At 70.7% G+C, this 16,237-nt stretch carries 15 protein-coding genes and 3 pseudogenes; 9 read left to right on the top strand and 9 right to left on the bottom strand.

The window, feature by feature from the left end:
* Window positions 1-65: 65 nt before the first annotated feature.
* Window positions 66-648, bottom strand: a pseudogene (locus tag IE271_RS29830) (SDR family NAD(P)-dependent oxidoreductase); the annotation flags it as partial.
* Window positions 649-874: 226 nt separating this feature from the next.
* Here IE271_RS29830 and IE271_RS42405 point away from each other — a divergent pair.
* The 3 genes and pseudogenes from IE271_RS42405 to IE271_RS29845 form a co-directional block, all read left to right on the top strand.
* Window positions 875-1,240 (top strand): DUF4872 domain-containing protein, encoded by a 366-nt coding sequence (locus IE271_RS42405; RefSeq protein ID WP_190193583.1) that lies wholly within the window; start codon window positions 875-877, stop codon window positions 1,238-1,240.
* A 193-nt stretch (window positions 1,241-1,433) separates the two neighbouring features.
* On the top strand, window positions 1,434-1,871 hold the full coding sequence (locus IE271_RS29840) for a glutaredoxin domain-containing protein (RefSeq protein WP_190193584.1): 438 nt from the start codon (window positions 1,434-1,436) through the stop codon (window positions 1,869-1,871).
* Between the two features lie 562 nt (window positions 1,872-2,433).
* Window positions 2,434-2,586 (top strand): annotated as a pseudogene (locus IE271_RS29845) (GntR family transcriptional regulator); the annotation flags it as partial.
* A 455-nt stretch (window positions 2,587-3,041) separates the two neighbouring features.
* On the opposite strand, the gene IE271_RS29850 reads toward IE271_RS29845, so the two are convergent.
* On the bottom strand, window positions 3,042-3,941 hold the full coding sequence (locus IE271_RS29850) for a LysR family transcriptional regulator (RefSeq protein WP_190193585.1): 900 nt from the start codon (window positions 3,939-3,941) through the stop codon (window positions 3,042-3,044).
* 195 nt (window positions 3,942-4,136) lie between these two features.
* Between IE271_RS29850 and IE271_RS29855 the strand changes: the two genes are divergently transcribed.
* The 3 genes from IE271_RS29855 to IE271_RS29865 all read left to right on the top strand — a co-directional run bounded on the left by IE271_RS29855 (window position 4,137) and on the right by IE271_RS29865 (window position 6,692).
* Entirely contained in the window at window positions 4,137-5,360 is a 1,224-nt protein-coding gene (locus IE271_RS29855; RefSeq protein WP_190193586.1) for an FAD-dependent oxidoreductase, read from the top strand.
* Between the two features lie 37 nt (window positions 5,361-5,397).
* A complete protein-coding gene (locus IE271_RS29860) occupies window positions 5,398-6,291 on the top strand; it encodes an alpha/beta hydrolase (protein ID WP_190193587.1) in 894 nt (297 codons plus the stop codon).
* Window positions 6,292-6,452: 161 nt separating this feature from the next.
* Window positions 6,453-6,692, top strand: coding sequence for a hypothetical protein (locus IE271_RS29865; RefSeq protein WP_190193588.1), 240 nt, complete (start codon window positions 6,453-6,455; stop codon window positions 6,690-6,692).
* A gap of 26 nt (window positions 6,693-6,718) precedes the next feature.
* Here IE271_RS29865 and IE271_RS29870 read toward each other — a convergent pair whose 3' ends face one another.
* The 6 genes from IE271_RS29870 to IE271_RS29895 all read right to left on the bottom strand — a co-directional run bounded on the left by IE271_RS29870 (window position 6,719) and on the right by IE271_RS29895 (window position 11,161).
* A complete protein-coding gene (locus IE271_RS29870) occupies window positions 6,719-7,372 on the bottom strand; it encodes a YrhB domain-containing protein (RefSeq protein ID WP_190193589.1) in 654 nt (217 codons plus the stop codon).
* A gap of 181 nt (window positions 7,373-7,553) precedes the next feature.
* Window positions 7,554-8,348 carry a MerR family transcriptional regulator gene (locus IE271_RS29875; RefSeq protein ID WP_190193590.1) on the bottom strand — a complete coding sequence of 265 codons (795 nt, stop codon included), beginning with the start codon at window positions 8,346-8,348 and terminating at the stop codon, window positions 7,554-7,556.
* Window positions 8,349-8,363: 15 nt separating this feature from the next.
* Complete coding sequence (locus tag IE271_RS29880) at window positions 8,364-9,125, bottom strand: ABC transporter permease (protein ID WP_190193591.1); 762 nt, start codon at window positions 9,123-9,125, stop codon at window positions 8,364-8,366.
* A complete protein-coding gene (locus tag IE271_RS29885) occupies window positions 9,122-9,931 on the bottom strand; it encodes an ABC transporter ATP-binding protein (protein ID WP_190193592.1) in 810 nt (269 codons plus the stop codon). Before IE271_RS29885 ends, IE271_RS29880 begins: the two co-directional genes overlap by 4 nt.
* Window positions 9,932-10,213: 282 nt before the next feature.
* Window positions 10,214-10,369 carry a hypothetical protein gene (locus IE271_RS29890; protein ID WP_190193593.1) on the bottom strand — a complete coding sequence of 52 codons (156 nt, stop codon included), beginning with the start codon at window positions 10,367-10,369 and terminating at the stop codon, window positions 10,214-10,216.
* A 48-nt stretch (window positions 10,370-10,417) separates the two neighbouring features.
* The gene (locus IE271_RS29895) at window positions 10,418-11,161 is read right to left on the bottom strand and encodes an SDR family oxidoreductase (protein WP_190193594.1); all 744 of its coding nucleotides are present in this window, start codon (window positions 11,159-11,161) and stop codon (window positions 10,418-10,420) included.
* Window positions 11,162-11,319: 158 nt separating this feature from the next.
* Here IE271_RS29895 and IE271_RS29900 point away from each other — a divergent pair, with 158 nt between their 5' ends.
* The 3 genes and pseudogenes from IE271_RS29900 to IE271_RS29910 all read left to right on the top strand — a co-directional run.
* Window positions 11,320-12,246, top strand: coding sequence for a LysR family transcriptional regulator (locus IE271_RS29900; protein ID WP_190193595.1), 927 nt, complete (start codon window positions 11,320-11,322; stop codon window positions 12,244-12,246).
* An 855-nt stretch (window positions 12,247-13,101) separates the two neighbouring features.
* On the top strand, window positions 13,102-13,620 hold the full coding sequence (locus IE271_RS29905) for a DUF2716 domain-containing protein (RefSeq protein ID WP_190193596.1): 519 nt from the start codon (window positions 13,102-13,104) through the stop codon (window positions 13,618-13,620).
* 582 nt (window positions 13,621-14,202) lie between these two features.
* Window positions 14,203-14,610, top strand: a pseudogene (locus IE271_RS29910) (LuxR C-terminal-related transcriptional regulator); the annotation flags it as partial.
* Between the two features lie 250 nt (window positions 14,611-14,860).
* Here the strand turns inward: IE271_RS29910 and IE271_RS29915 are convergent.
* The gene (locus IE271_RS29915; protein WP_190193597.1) at window positions 14,861-15,694 is read right to left on the bottom strand and encodes a PIG-L family deacetylase; all 834 of its coding nucleotides are present in this window, start codon (window positions 15,692-15,694) and stop codon (window positions 14,861-14,863) included.
* Window positions 15,695-16,237 lie beyond the last annotated feature (543 nt).

Raw genomic sequence — 16,237 nt, forward strand, 5'->3', positions numbered from 1 at the left:
CCTCGCGTCATCGGCGGTCGCGTATTCCTCGACGAGCGAGGGCCTGTGGTCACCGTGTGCGGCCGCTGTCGGGGTGTCGATCGCGCCGGGCGCGACCGCCACCACCCGGACCCCGCGAGGTGCCAGCTCGACCGCCCAGCTGCGGGTCAGCGACTCCAGCGCGGTCTTGGTCGCCGCGTAGACAGAGCTGCCGGGCCAGGCCCGCTGCCCCACCGACGTACTCACATCGACGATCACTCCGCCGGACGCCTCAAGGGACGGCAGCGCGGCCTGCGCCAGCAGGATGGGGGCGATCAGGTTGGTGGCGATCTGCGGCACGATCGTCTCCGGCTCGAGCGTGCCGAGGGCACCGCTGCGCACGATACCGGCATTGTTGACCAACACGTCCAGCCGGCCGTGCGTCTCCAGCGCGGTCCGGATGATCAGCTCGGGTCCGCCGTCGGCGGTGATGTCGGCGGCCAGCGGGGTGATCCGGTTGTGCCCGGCGGCGGTCTCGTCGAGCGGTTCGGCCCGTCGGCCGACCGCGAGGACGTGGGCGCCCTCGGCGGCGAAGGCGCGGGCGGTCGCCCGGCCGATCCCGGTGCCGGCCCCGGTGACGACGACGATCGTGTTCCTCCGAGGTGCGGTGCTGCTGTCCATGCCGGCCATCGTTCAACCCTGCCGCCAGCGGCAGGGTCAAGCGGCGCCCGGTGGGCTTGTCACCGTCTGCGCACCCACCCCGCGGGCAAGGGCGAGCGCCGCAACCCGGGCGAGCGGGACTTCATCGCGCTGATCGACGGTGTCCACCACTCGCCAAGGCACCGATCACGCCGGTACGGGACCGTCTCGACGCCCACGTCTCCCTCGCCCTGCGCGAGCTGACCGCCGAGCGTGCATGGCCGACGGTGCTCTGCCGCTTGCCTGCGCGCCCGGCCCGGTGGGTGTGGGCGAGCCCGCAGCACCCGTCGATCCGGTCTTCGGCGCACCACCGGGCGCAATGGGTGTTCGAGGACCGGATCCGGCCGAGGACGTGCCGGGCGGCCAAAGGAGCGGTCCACACCACGCGGACGATCGATGCACCGAGGCGGCCACCCTGTGGACGGAAGTCGCAGCACTGATCGCGAAAGCCGGTGAAACCGGCGACGCGCAGTCGCCGGCGCGGACAGGTGCCGTCCTCTGCGACCTCGCACGCATCGAGCGCGAAGCCATGCGGGCGCTGAACCGCCTGAGCAGCGAAGCCCCACGCGTCACCCGGTCCTGACCGCCGGACGTGATCCCGGCCTCGGCCGCGGCGGCGCCGTGGTCCGTCGCTACGGCCGCCGTCCGGACTGCCGCGCCGCCGGGGCCGCCGCTTGCTCCTGAACCAGGAGGATCTGTGCAGCACGGCTGCCGCATCACGGAGCAGAGGACCGCGCATGACGCAGGCGTGCGACTCGCCGATAGCCTGTGGCGTCATGACGCGCACTTGGATCTTGCCGGTACTGCTCGTGCTCTGCGGCTCGGTCTTTGCGGCCGGGCGGGTCCTCAGCGGGAGCCCGGGGGAAGCCGCCGCACTCCTGCTGGGGTTCGTGCTGCTCGCAGGCGTGACCTCGCCCCTGGTCTTCCCGAGATCGATCGGTGCGCTGGAGGCGCAGCGCCGCAGCGCGGTCGACGGCCATCCGATCGTCTACTGGCGGCCGGGCTGTACGTACTGCCTGCGGCTGCGCGTCCGGTTGGGACCGAGCGCCCGCCGGCTGCACTGGGTCGACATCTGGCGGGATCCGGAGGGAGCGGCGGTGGTGAGGGCGGCCAACGACGGCAACGAGACCGTGCCGACCGTCGTCGTGGCGGGCCGGCCGCACACCAACCCCGAGCCAGGATGGGTGCGCGAACAGCTCCGCCCCTCCGCATGATCGTCAGCCGCCGCCGTGCCCGGGGACTGTCCGGGCCCGTCCGCGTCGGCCACCCGGAGGATCTCCCCGCGGGCCGTGCCGACGGGCCAGTCCTGGTGGGCGTTGCCGACGAGGTGGGAGAGCCCGAAGTCCCACGACGTGTCGCGGCGCCCGGTGCCGATGGGCGGCCGGTCGGCGTCGAGACCGTCACGGACGACCCGCCACCACTGACGTGATCGGTGCCGGCCTCACGAAACGCGACGCGAACCGAGCATGCAGCCCCGCCAGTACCCTGTCCCACTCCTGAACCAGACCCACCCCGAGCTCAGCCACACAGCAACTCAACCACACGCAATTGTGCTTGCAGTGCTAACACCCGCCTCTGACAAGTGCCGTGGCCCCGGGGAGAGCGGCCGGTGAGTCCTGCGACTGCGGATGCGCACCGGCATCCGTTGAGATGAAGCCGGAGTGATCCGTGGACTGCTGTGCGTGGAACACGCGCCCCAAGTCTCCTGCGCGACGCCCGGACCGTTCCCTCCGGGATGTCGCCGCGCAGGCGCGGCCCGGTGCGGCGGCCCCGGGGGCCGACCCCGTCCCCAGCCACCGCGCGGTGCTCGACGCCGTCCGCGACCAGGACCCCGCCCGCGCCGAACGCGCCATGGTGAACCTGCTGGCGAAGGCTGTCGCAGACCTCGACCACCTCACGCGCGTACCGGACGTCGCGCCGCGGTCCTGAGCCTCATCGCTCCGCTTCGCGCCCTGGACGCACCCGCCGGCCTCGACCGCCGGCGGCGGGAGCAGGCCGACTCGACGCCTCCGGCGTCCGGTGTCCGACGTTCACGTCCGCGTCCGCACCGAGCGGCAGACCCCGAGTGCGAGGTCCGCCGCGCGGTGCGCTCCGAAGCGGCGCGCTCCGCGGCGGAGGGCGCGGCCGACGGGTTCGCCCGCGGCCACGGCATGCGACGCTGCCGCCACCGAGGCCAGGGCGAGGCTCACGTCCGGTTACGTCCTGACCGCCGTCACCGTCGGGCGACTCGGCGGACGGCCGGCGGTGGGAGGAGAACCCCCGCCCCGACGGCCGACGCGGCCTTGCGGAACCACCTCGACCGGTACGAGATCCCCGGCTCGTCTCGTGGTGAACCCTCGGCGCCCGGCCTCGGCGTCTCCGGGATCCCGGACAGTGTCACAAGCTCAGGACTGCTCCACGATGCGTCCCGCCCGTGTGGCCATGTGACGCAGCCAGATGTGGGCGGGATCCCGTTCGTGCGCGGGATGCCACCACAGGGATTCCAGCAGGTCGCCCAGTTCGAAGGGGAGGTCGGCGATGGTGACGCCCTGGTCGGCGGGGTGGAGGCGGGCGACGCGCTCCGGCATCAGTCCGATGCGGTCGGTGCCGCGTACGAGGTGGGGTACGGAGAGGAAGTCCTCCGTGGTGATGGAGGACCGTATGCGGATGCCTTCCTGGGTCAGGCGCGGCATCGTGGAGAGCGCAGAGAAGGGGTGCTGGTAGGCGAACACCCAAGGCCGGTCCGACAACTGCTCCCGGTCCAGCGGCCGGTCGGCGGTGTCGGAGGAGACCACGCAGACCCAGCGGTCCCGGTAGAGCTGCAGCATGGGCATGTTCACCAGGACGCCCTGGGGCAGCACGATCGCGTCCACGGCCCGCAGATGGTCGGAGGCGCGGTGCACGAACCGGGCGGTGCTGTGGTGGAACGTCAGACGTACGTGGGGCGCCTCCCGTTGGACCAGATCGGCCAGGACCCGGCCGAAGACCGGCAGGTGGCAGTCGGACACGACGAGGGTGAACTCGTGTTCCGACTGTTCGGGGTCGAAGTCGGCGCGGGTCTGGAAGACCCGGTCCGTCCAGCTCAGGGCGAGTGAGGTCTGTTCGGCGAGGCGCTCGCCCAGGGCGGTCAACTCGTAGGAGTTGCCCACGCGGGTCAGGAGTTCATCGTCGAAGTGGCGGCGCAGGCGGGCCAGGGCGGCGCTGAGGCTCGGCTGGCTGAGTCCGAGGCGCTGGGCGGCGCGTGTCACGCTGCGTTCCTGCAGCAGGGCGTCCATGGAGACGAGCAGGTTGAGGTCCGGACTCACGTCCCACCCCTTCGTAGGGCATCAGCTTCATCTATAACGGACATCAGTGAATTCAGCTTCCCTGATGAAACAACGCCCGGCAAGACTAGGGCACCGCGAGCCCGGGGACGTAGCCGCACCGGACTCCGCGTTCTCGGCAGGGCCCCGCGCCCGCCGCATCGACGCGTGGAAAGTTCTAGAAGGGCAGGGACGCCGATGTCGTCGTTTCACGTTCTCATCGCCGGCGGAGGAATCGGGGGCCTCTGTCTGGCGCAGGGATTGAAGAAGGCCGGAATCAGCTGCGCCCTCTACGAGGCGGCCCCCGGCATCGTGCGCACCGGATACCGGCTGCACATGAACGCCACCGGCGGCGGCGCGCTGAAGGAGTGCCTCCCGGAGAACCTGTACGAGCTGTACATGCAGACCTCGCGGATCGCACCGCGCCGCGAGGTGTTCGTCATGCTGGACAGTCAGTGCGAGGAGATCGGCGCGCGCCCCCACCTCGGGCCGCCGAACGACCCCGACTGCCCGCACACCGCGGTCGACCGGCGCACGCTGCGCCAGATCATGTACACGGGCCTGGAGGACGTCGTCCACTTCGGCCGCACCGTCACCGGCTACGAGGAGGACGGCGACAAGGTCCGCCTGCTCTTCGCCGACGGCACCTCCGCCACCGGCGACGTGCTCGTCGCCGCGGACGGACTCCACTCCCCGGTACGCCGTCAGCGGCTGCCCGACATCCCCACGGTCGACACCGGCATGCGCTCCGTCGCGGCCCGCGTCCCGCTCACCGACGACCTGGTCGCGACCCTGCCCGAGGCCCTGTTCGACGGCTTCGTGCTGGCGAGTTCGGCGGACGGGGTCAACTTCTCCCTCGGTGCCTGGCAGCCCCGCCGCCCCGTCGCCGAGGCCGTCGCGGACCTCGCCCCGGACGCGGACATCGACCACGTCGAGCCGTACATGATGGTCCACTGCGGCTTCACCGAAGGCAGCCCCTGCCTCGCCGGCGTCCCCGACCTGTGGAGCGCCGGCCCCGAGCAACTGCACTCCGTCATGCGCGAGGCCGTCCGCGGCTGGCACCCCGCCGTCGCCGAACTGGTCGAGCGCGCCGACCCGTCCACCCTCGCGCCCATGTCGGTACGCCGCCTGGAGCCCGCCGACACCTGGGAGACCGGCCGCGTCACCTTCCTCGGCGACGCCATCCACGCGATGCCGCCCTCCTTCGGCTCCGGCGCCAACACCGCCCTGCGCGACGCGGCGTCCCTGGCCGGCGCCCTGGACCGGGCGGTCAACGGCGGCGGCGACCTGCTGCGGGAGATCGCCGCCTACGAGCAGGACATGCGCGCCGAGGTCTGGCCGATCTTCCGCGCCTCGGCCGACCCGCGCTCCTTCGAGCAGGCCGACTTCCTGCCCAACGACGTTCCCGTCGCGAACCGCTGATCCCCCCGCACACCCGCCTACTTCTTGGAGAAGCCCCATGCCCGTGGTCGAGGACATCGAGTTCACCGTTGACGGCATCACCCTGCGCGGCCGGCTGACCCGCCCCGACGACGTCGAGGGGCCGCTGCCCGTCGTCATCCTGCAGGGCGGCCTCGGCGGACCGGCCGAGTCGATGAAGTTCCAGGCCCAGGGCTTCGCCGAGCAGGGACTTGCCTGTCTGGCGTACGACCACCGCTGCACCGGGTACAGCGGCGGCGAGCCCCGCCAGCTGTTCGACCCCTGGCAGCAGTGCCGCGACCTGCGGCACGTCATCACCCACCTGACCCTGCGCGACGACATCGACGGCGACCGCATCGGCCTGTGGGGGATCAGCATCGGCGGCGCCAACTCCCTGTTCGTCGCCGCCACCGACACCCGCGTCAAGGCCGTCTCGGCGATCATCCCGCCGGTCAGCGGCTGGAGCGCCCGCAAGCTGCAGCCCGCCGACACCCTCGCGGAGTTGGAGGCGCTCATCCCTGTGGACCGTCAGGCGCAGGCCAAGGGTGAGCCGGCCAGGACCATCCGGCTCCACGGCGAGCCCGCGCCCGGCGACCCCGTCATGTTCAGCGACGAGGAGGGGCTGGAGTTCGTCGAGAACATGATCCACAACCTGCCGAGCTTCAAGAACGCCATCACCGTCTCCACCCTGGACCACCTCTTCGAGATGGAGGTCCGCGCCTACGCCGAGCGCATCACCCGGCCCACGCTGATGATCCTCGCCAGCCAGGACACCGTGGCACCGGTCGAGGAGGCACGGGAGATGTTCGAGCGCATCCCCGAGCCGAAGGAGCTCATCGAGTACCCCGGCCAGCACTACGAGATCCTCTCGAACCACTTCGGCGAGATCATCGCCCGCTCGGCGAAGTGGATGGCCGAGACGCTCGCCCAGTAGCACCGCACACCGTTCCCACCGCGCGCCCGGCCCGTTCGCGGCCGGGCGCGCGGCTCCGCCCGTGCGTCCACCCGCGCCACCGGGCGACCGATCCACCGAGAGGCCCCTCAGGACGCGTCCCGCCCCGTCGGCCGACTCCCACGTCGGCGGAGACGAGGAGGGTGCTGCTGCCGCTGGTCGGCGGCGCGTTCCTCGTCGTGCTCGGCGAGCCGATCCTCGGCGTCGCCGTTCCGTCGATCATGCGCGACCTGGACGTCAGCGCCAGCACCGCCCAGTGGGCCGCCAACGCCTGCATGCCGACCATGGCGACCGCCATCCCCACCGGCGGTTCCTGCTGCGCCGCGTGGGCGCCCGGCGGCTCTTCGCCATCGCCATGGTCCTGTTCAGCGTCGGCGTCCTGACGGCCGCGCCGACGCACCCCTTCGCCCTACTGGTCACCGCCCGTGTCGTCCAGGCGCGCGGCGCCGCGGTCATGACGCCCGTGCTGATGGCCACGGTCGCCGCCATGGTCCCGCCGGCTCCCGCTACCCGCACCGGGTCGAATGGTTTCTACAGCGAGCACCCGGTCGAGAGGCTCTACGAGTTCCCTGATGGCCACAGCCGCGAGCCGCGCTGGAGCGTCACCTTCCGTCAAAGCGCTCACGTACTCGAGGGCCTCCGCAGGCGACAACGCCGGCAGTCTCCGGCGCAGGGTCCGCGCAGCGGGCTTGCGTCCGTGCGTTGCGGCGACTCCGCGTATCACGTCATGCAGATCGTCCACTGCGGTGCGTACCGGCAGACCCCGGATGCGGGCTCGGTAATCCGCCTCCCACTGCCCCGTTGCCGCGGAAACGACACCGATCCGGTGCAGTCCTCCGTCGACGCGGTCGACCAGATACGGTCCATTGCCGACCAGCGCGAACCGCGGGTTGCGCGTGCGTACGAACTCCTCGGACTGCCAGGAGACGATCCAGACCAGCTCGTGCTCCTTCACATGAACCACGGCCGTACGCATCGCACCCGCATCCGTGGCCCGCCACTCCTGATAGTCGCGCTCCAACTGTTCCGCAACAGCCTGAACCGCGGCTTCTCGCTCGATCACGATGCAGCATCCCGTACGGGCCCGAGACCCGACCAGCCAATTCCCGCTGCTCAAGACCGCGGAGAAGAGGGCCGGCAGGGTTCGCTGATCGATTTCAGGAATACGACAGCCGTGGAACGAGCGCTCCGCACCCGCACCGCCGCGCACCCGGACAACGTCGCATCGGGCTCCTGACCTGCCTTTACGATGGCGGCAGCTCAGTGTCGAGCCTGTCGGCGGGCACTCGTTCGATGCGGGTCCAGCCCTTCCAGCCCCGCTCCTCCAGGATCGCCAGCAGCCGCGCGGCGCCCGGTGAGGACTCGACCATGGTCGAGTCCAGCAGGTCGACGAACTGGTCGTCGATGCCGTCGTCACCGCCCACCTCGCCGGCCTCCACAGCGCGGATCATCAGGCGCTCCAGGAGGTCGGCGATCTCGACCATCCGCAGATCGTCCACCGGCCAGTCGAGTGCCTCGTCGAGAATGCCGTAGAGCTTCACCATGTCGGGGTCGTCCAGCTCCTCGTGCTTCTTGGCGATCACGGCGTCGATCCGGTGCGGCACCTGGGCGGCGATCATGATCCAGGCGTCCCGCTCCATCTCGATGTAGCGTTCCTCGACGCCGAGACCGCGTAGCCGGTCGAGGTAGTCCACGACGCTCTGCGGGAGTGCCAGGTGCTCACCGGCGGCGAGCCGGGCGAGTCGTCTGCGGGTGTCCTGCAGCCGCCGGATCTCGGCGCGCAGGTCCTTGTCGATCTCCTGGACGCCGCCGGCGAACTCCTCCGGGCCGGCGCCGAGGAGTTCCTGCACCCGGGCCAGCGGCACACCGGCGTCCGCAAGGCTGCGGATCCGGATCAGCCGCACGACCGCGGCAGCGTCGTAGATCCGGTATCCGGACCGGTCGCGCTCGGGCTCCGGCAGCAGCCCGATCTGGTGGTAGTGGCGTACCGCCCGTACCGTCACCCCTGCGTACGCCGCGAGCCGGCTGATGGTGAGCATGGGTCTCAGACTGCCTCAGGCGACCTTCCGGCGATAGGTGGCCATCGCAAGCACGTACGCCGCGACGAGGGTGCCCGCGCACCAGGCGAGGGCGGTCCAGATGTCGTCGCCGACCGGCCGCTGGGCGAACAGGTCGCGGATCGTGTTGACGATGGACGTCACCGGCTGGTGCTCGGCGAAGGCGCGCACCGGGCCGGGCATGGTCTGCGTCGGCACGAACGCCGAGCTGACGAACGGCAGGAAGACGAGCGGGTAGGCGAAGGCGCCCGCGCCCTCGACCGAGGTCGCGGAAAGCCCGGGGATCACGGCGAGCCAGGTCAAAGCCAGGGTGAACAGGAACAGGATGCCGGCGACCGCGAGCCATGCCGGCAGTCCTGCCCCGGTGCGGAAGCCCATGAGCAGCGCGACGCCCACGACGATCACGAGCGAGATCAGGTTGGCGACCAGCGAGGTGAGGACGTGCGCCCACAGCACACCTGAGCGTGCGATCGGCATGGACCGGAAGCGCTCGAAGATGCCGCCCTTCATGTCGGTGAACAGCCGGTAGGCGGTGTAGGAGATGCCCGACGCGACGGTGATGAGCAGGATGCCGGGCAGCATGTAGTTCACGTACGGAACCGACCCGGTGTCGATCGCGCCGCCGAACACGTAGACGAACATCAGCATCATGGCGACGGGCGTGATGACGGTCGTGATGACGGTGTCCACGCTGCGCGTGACATGGCGCAGGGTCCGCCCCGTGAGCACGGCGGTGTCGGCGAAGAAGTACGTGGTCATCCTTGTCCCCCCAGGTGTTCCGTGTCGGCGGCGTCGCTGTTGTCGCCGCCGATGATCGCGAGGAAGATCTCCTCCAGGGTCGGCTGCTTCTCGACGTACTCGACCGTGGCGGGCGGGAAGAGCCGCTTGAGTTCGGCGAGCGTGCCGTTCGCGATGATCCGGCCCTGGTGGAGGATGGCGATCCGGTCGGCGAGTTGCTCGGCCTCGTCCAGGTACTGCGTGGTGAGCAACACGGTCGTGCCGGAGCCGGCGAGTTCCTTGACGGCTCGCCACACCTCGATGCGCGCCTCGGGGTCGAGACCGGTCGTCGGCTCGTCCAGGAAGATCACCGGTGGATCGCCGACGAGGCTCATCGCGATGTCCAGCCGGCGGCGCATCCCACCCGAATACGTGGACACCTTCCGGCTGCCGGCCTCGGTCAGTGAGAAACGCCCCAGCAGGTCGTCCGCGACGGCGCCCGGGTCCTTGAGGTGGCGCAGCCTGGCGACGAGCACGAGGTTCTCCCGGCCGCTGAGGATCTCGTCGACGGCCGCGAACTGCCCGGTGAGACTGAGGGACTCCCGCACGTTCGCCGGTTGCGCGGCGACGTCGAAGCCGTGAACGCCCGCCGTCCCCGCATTGGCCTTCAGGAGCGTGGCGAGGATCCTCACGATCGTGGTCTTGCCCGCCCCGTTGGAGCCCAGCAGGGCGAAGATGCTGCCCCGCGCCACGTCGAAGTCCACGCCGCGCAGCACTTCGCGCTTCCCGTACGACTTCTCCAGACCCCGCACGCGTATCGCCGGATGGGCGGTCGATCGGGTCGTCATGGTCATCTGCCTCCTTCGGAGAGCTGTCCGGGCGGGTGCGAGGAAGCTCCTGCCGGAAGGATGGAGGGCTGACCCAGCGTCAGGGTCAAGCCCGCTCCGACCGCGGCGCCCGGATCGCCCGCTTCGACGGCGAGCAGTTCCCCCCCCCCGCAGACGCGGAACCGTCTGCCCCGCCGGAAAGCGGTCGAGCTGCTCGTGCAGGACGTCGACGCCGCGTCGCCCGGTGGAGGAGGCGATGAGGTCTGCGGGCGCGGGGGCCTCGTAGGCGGAGAACAGCCGCCGTCACATCTCCTGGCTGCGGGGTTCGGAGTCGATCAGTGTGCCGTCGAGGTCGAAGAGGGCGGCCGCGATGTACAGGGTGAAGGCCGCTTCGGCCTGTGCTGTCCTGGGCACGCCGGTTGCGGCGGCCGCGGCGCTCGGACCGCTGCCGTCGCGCACGTCCTCCGCGCAGACCGGTACGGGCTCGGCTCCTTGCGGCGCCGCGCGTCAGAGCTGGGAGCCGCCGCCGTCCACGGCGAGTTCGGCGCCGGTGGTGAAGGTTGCCTCGAAGGCGAGGAACACCACCGCCCTGGCGACTTCGGCGGGGGTGTCCAGGCGCAGCATGGGGTTGTCGGCGGCCATCTGCGCCTTGGTCTGCTCGGCGGCCTGCCTCGGCATCGACTTCTCCAGGATGCCGGAGTCGATCGGGTCGGGGCTGACCGCGTTGACGCGGATGCCCCGCGGGAGCAGCTCCCGGGCCAGGCTGCGGGTCATCGAGCGCAGCGCCGCCTTGCCCGCCGCGTACGCGCTGAGCATCGGAAGCCCCAGTACGTTGACGACCGACGTGGTGAGCACCACGCCGCCGTCCTCGGCCAGTAGCGGAGCGAGCTTCTGCACCGTGAAGTAGGGGCCCTTGGCGTTGACGGCCATCAGCTGGTCGAAGAGCTCTTCGCTGGTCTCCTCGAACGGCGCGAAGCCGTTGACACCCGCGTTGGCGAACAGGGCGTCGACCGTGCCGAACCTGGTCTTCACCCGGTCGGCCAGCGCCTCGATGTCGGGCAGCGAGGCGGCGTCGCTGCGGACCGCGACCGCGTTGCCGCCGAGCCGGTCGCGGGCTGCGTCCAGGGCGGTCCGGTTGCGTCCGGTGATCAGCACGCGTGCCCCTTCGTCCACGAGCAGCTGCGCGGTGGCCAGGCCGAAACCGCTGCTGCCACCGGTGATCACTACGTTCCTGCCCTCGTACTTGCCCATGGCGGACACACTCCATCTGCGAGAAACGGCTGTGGGATTCGGTCCGGCCGGTCGCTCCCGGCCCGACATCATCGAGTCAACAACCGCCCCCGGCCGGGCGTCCAAGACCCGTTTCGCACCCCGTCATGCAGAAACTGCATCACGAGTAGGCTGCCGGTATGACCACCGAAGTCCCGTCCTCCACCCCGCCCGGTCCCGGCCCGGACCTGGATCTGCGACTGGTCCGGTACTTCACGGTCGTGGCCGAGCATCTGAACTTCGCCCGGGCGGCCGCCGCGCTGCACGTCGCCCAGCCCTCCCTGAGCCGGCAGATCCAGCGGCTGGAGGACGCCCTCGGCGTACGCCTGCTGGAGCGCACCACCCAGGGCAGCCGCCTCACCGCGGCCGGCGCGGCCTTCCTCCCGCGGGCCCAGACGCTCCTGCACACGGCCCACCAGGCGGTGCTCACCGCACGCGCCGCCGCGCCGCCCCGCACGATCACCATCGGCTACGTCGAGGACCTCCTCGTCACCCCCGCGGTACGGGACCTGCGCCGCCGCCATCCCGAGGCCCACGTCCGCACCCGCCACCTGGACTGGGACGAGGCCCGCGCCCTGCCCGAGGGCCGGGTCGACGCACTCGTCGTGCGCACCCCGCTCCCGGTTCCGGGCGACGGCCTCGACGTGACCGTCCTCTACGACGAGCCCCGGGCACTCCTCGTGCCCGCCTCCCACCACCTCGCCGGCCGGGAGTCGGTCACCCTGGACGACTTCGCCGACGAACCCCTGGTGGCCTGCGCGGGCATGGCCGCGCTGTGGACCGGTTTCTGGCGGTTCGACCCCCGCCCGGACGGCAGCCGCGCACCGCTCGGCCCCCTGCTCGTGGACACCTTCGAGGACAAGCTCGAAGCCGTCGCCGACAAACGGGCCGTCGCCCTCGTGCCGGCCGACGACCGGCGCTGCACACTCCGCGACGACCTCGCCACCGTCCCCGTCGAGGGGATCGAGCCCTGCCAGGTGGTCGTCGCCACCCGCTCCGCGGACGCCAACCCGCTCGTCGCCCACTTCCGTGAATCCGCCAAGAACCTTCTCGTCCGCGCAGCCTGACGCGCCCGGGGTTCCGGGCGGCCCACCTTATGTGGCCGAGCCGGACGTGAGAGCAGAACCTGCGTCTGGCGCGCCCCGCCTGCTTGGCGGCCGCCGCGACGGCCGCCCGCTTCGCGGGGTCGGGGAAGCGCAGATTCATTGCTTCGGGCTCTGACATGGCCCCCGTGGTACCAGCGGTACCACGGGGCGTCTCATGGTCCGACCGAACCGACTACGACTTCGGTGATTTCCACACTCCGAGCGTGCTGCGGATGCAGCACGGCGAGCCCGGCCGCCTGCCGCGCTCGCCGGCGTCTTCGGCCTGGTCGAACCCGGTGCCGACGGCGGTGCCCTCACCGTCGAGCCGGCCTCCGGCGGTCATCTGCCGGCGGGGCTGTGAACGAGTGATGTGACTGAGGCAGTTGGGGTTACCGGCGGTCGCCGTCACCGCGTGCTGCTCGGGCGCATCGCAACCGAATAGGGGTCCGCGAGGAGAGCGCGGCCGCCTCGCAGTAAAACATGTGCATGCGCTGCTGAAGGGGCGCACGCGCTCTGATGCGACCGAAAGGGAGCGATCAAGTGTGGCGTGCCATCACTTGCGGTGGCGTCGCTCCACGCGCCCCACGCACGGGCTGCAGCGGTACGCGAGCGACGCACCACCAATACCGCCTGCCTCCTGGGCCGGGCACCCCAACGGCACTGACCGAGGCCCCGCCGGGCCCGGACGGCGCGGACGTCGCACCCGGCCTGCACTCTTCGATCTCCCGTGGCAGTCCAGGGGATCCAAGGTCGCCACTCTGCGCTGGAGTCCTCCGGACGGTTCGGCCCGCGCTTTGGTGAGGCGGGTGCTCAGGGGCGGGTCGGTAATGTGTGCGGGTGGAGTACGAGGGTGTAAGCGAGTTGACAGAAGCCGAGTACCGAAACGTCTGGGACCGCTTCTACGCGGAGTTCGCATTCCGACCGAGCGTGAACCCGGCCGAGTGGCCTGCCATCAAGGAGCCCTCCGATTCCGTCACGTGGAGTCTGGCGTCACTGGACGAAGACCCGCACTACACGCGTCTGGACCGTTTCGTCGCGCTTGTGGAGCAAGGGCTGACTGCGTGCGTCGAGCCGGAGGCCAGGCTGTTCGCGCTCGACTGGCAGCACATCTCCTACTCCTTCGCTCCGCACCGGGTCGGCGGGCAGGGACAGCGACCATGGCCGCTGAGCACCTACCCTGACGGCGATTACTACATCTACCTCTCGGCGGACTTCCGGCTCGGCAGCTTCGGGCACCCCTGGGAGTCCACGGTGTGTCTGTTCGGCCGGGAGCTGCTGAACGCGGTGGCGAACGACATCGACGACGTCCTGGGGCCACCGCTGCGCCGTGCTGGTCGCAGGCTGCCTGCACCCTGACGTCCGCTCCCATCCCGTACTGCGCGAGAAGCCGCGTCGCCGACCGTGGAGCGGTGCGAGCGCGGTCGAGCGGGTGTCCGTGGGGACCTCGTCCGGTGCCTGGAGGGAGCTGTCCGTGTCGGCGCAGGTGGCCGCGAGACGGCTCACGGTGGCCGGAAGAATCCCCCGCCGCCTGTGGATTCACAGGTGCTCGGCCACCTCGGTGTGCCGTTCCGTTTCGCTTCTCCGGTCTGTGCTGTGCGCAGACAAGAGACACCCCAGGACGGGATGGCACTTCCGCGCGCGGTTGCCGAGGCCGGACAGCGGGATGAGCCGTCCACTGCCTGGGAACGTCGTTGATCAAGCTCGTCGCCCGAGGGGACGGCCCTGAGGGGTGGGGCATGGGCTGAATCGGGGCGGAGGGCCCCGACCGCGGGACCGCACCGTATGCGATCGTGCGCGATACGCCCGTACGTGCGCGGTCGTTCCCACAGGCAGCGTGCCACCGACGATGTCTTCTCGCCGACGGGTAAGATCCGGGAGATTCAGCGGACGCGCGTGCGCGGTGAGCGCACTTGCGTGACCGTCGCGAGGGGGAACTGCATGCTCGTCCTCAGCCAGTACGTGGAACGCTCCTACGCGCTGCGCCTCCTCGACTCGGACGGCGGAGCCGGAGTGGGCTACCTGCTCAAGGAGCGGGTGAGCGCGGTGGCCGACTTCACGACCGCGATCGAGCGGGTCGCCGCCGGCGGAACGGTGGTGGACCCGGAAGTGATCCACCGACTTCTCCGGCTGCGCCAGGACCCCCTGCAGCGGCTGAGTCCCCGGGAACGCGAGGTGCTCGCGCTGATCGCGGAGGGCCGCACCAACGCCAGTCTGGCGGCGCACCCGTTCATCAGCGAGGCGGCTGTGGACAAGCACATCGGCAACATCTTCAACAAGCTGGATCTGCCGGTGGACACCGACGGCCACCGGCGGGTGCTGGCGGTCCTCGCCTTCTTGCGGGCGTGAGCCGTGGCCTTCCGCTCGGTGACCGCGGCCGGGAGCCTCGACCTGTGCGGTGGTCAGGTGGTGTGGGGGCCGGCGCGGTGTCGGGCCGGAAGTGCGGGCCCTCGCCGACACCTGTCGACGAGGGCCCGAAGACGGGCTTTCGGAGCGGACCTGGCGTGGCCGGGCCTGCGGGGCGCGCCGTGCTCGATCGCGTCGCGCGATCGATGTGCTCTCCCGGCCGGCAGGCCGGGCGGGCGGGCGGGCGGGCGGGTCAGCGCAGTCCGGCGAAGAGGTCGTTCTCGGGTGTGGCCGCGCCGGTGGTGTCCTGGACGCGTACGAAGGTCTCCATCCCCATCAGCTCGCCGAACCTCTCCTTGCCCATCTTGAGGAAGAAGATGTTCTCGCCCTGACTGGCGTGCGCGGCCAGCGCGTCGAACTTCTGGGCGCTGAACGCGGTGGTGTCCACCCACGTGGTGATCTCGTCGTCGGGCAGGCCGATCTCGGCCATCGCGGCGGCCTCGGCCGGGTCCGGCTCCGGCACGTCCTCCTGGAACTCGCGCATGATCTCGCCGAACCGCTGCATCCCCGAGCGGGGCATCGTGGTCCAGTACACCTTCGGCGTCAGCCCGGTCGTCTCCAGCGCCGCCATCGTGATGCGGTGGGCCTGGATGTGGTCGGGATGGCCGTAGAAGCCGTTCTCGTCGTAGGTGACGACCACATCGGGCCGGTAGTGCCGCATGAGGTCCGCGAGCCGGGCCGCGCCTTCCTCCACGGGGGTCTGCCAGAAGGATCCGGGGGCGTCGTTGCTCGGCCAGCCCATCATCCCGGAGTCGGCATAACCCAGCATCTCCAGATCGCTGATCTTCAGGACCTCACAGCTCGCCTCGAGTTCTTGCCGGCGCATCGCGGCGACCGCCGCCGGATCGTGCCCGGGATCGCCCGGCTTGACGCCTCCCGGTCCGTCACCGCAACTGCCGTCGGTACACGTCACCAGAACCGTGCGGATGCCTTCCGCCGCGTACCGCGCGAGGATCCCCCCGGTGCTGGTGGCCTCGTCGTCGGGGTGGGCGTGTACTGCCATCAGCGTCAAGGGCCGGTCAGTCATGAAGCAGTCCTCCTGTAAAAAAAGCCTGGTCCAAGTGCGCGGTGGGCATACCGCGATCCTGGGGCCCGGATCGTGGTGGGGCGGGCGACCTGGTGGCCCCCGTGTCTCCCGCCCGAGCGGCGCCGGTTCCCCGATGGATGCAACCGTGCCGACCGGACCGGCTGTTCCCGGCGCGACCGCTTGGTTTTCCAGAGGTCGGCATTTCAACGTGACCAAGGTACAGGCGCGACCCGCATGCCCCAGCGCCACGTCGGACTCGGTGAGTTCGAAGCCCGTCCGGTCGAGGTGTCGGCCGCCACCTGAAGCGCTCAGTCGCACACCTGAAGCGCTCAGTCGCATCCGGGCTCGCGGATTGTTCGAAGCGGGGCTGCTACCACTCGAATCGCCGGTGCTGCACATGCGTGAACCGCGCCTTTTCGAGGCTCCCGCGCCATTCGTCCGCATCCTGTGTGTCCATGATGCGGCGACCCGTCGCATTGCTTCCTCGAGCGCGCCGGCGATCCGTTGCCGCGAGAGCCCTCGGAGCCGACCAGCGCGGTACGC

The organism is Streptomyces minutiscleroticus, assembly GCF_014650875.1.
GTDB classification, from domain to species: domain Bacteria; phylum Actinomycetota; class Actinomycetes; order Streptomycetales; family Streptomycetaceae; genus Streptomyces; species Streptomyces minutiscleroticus.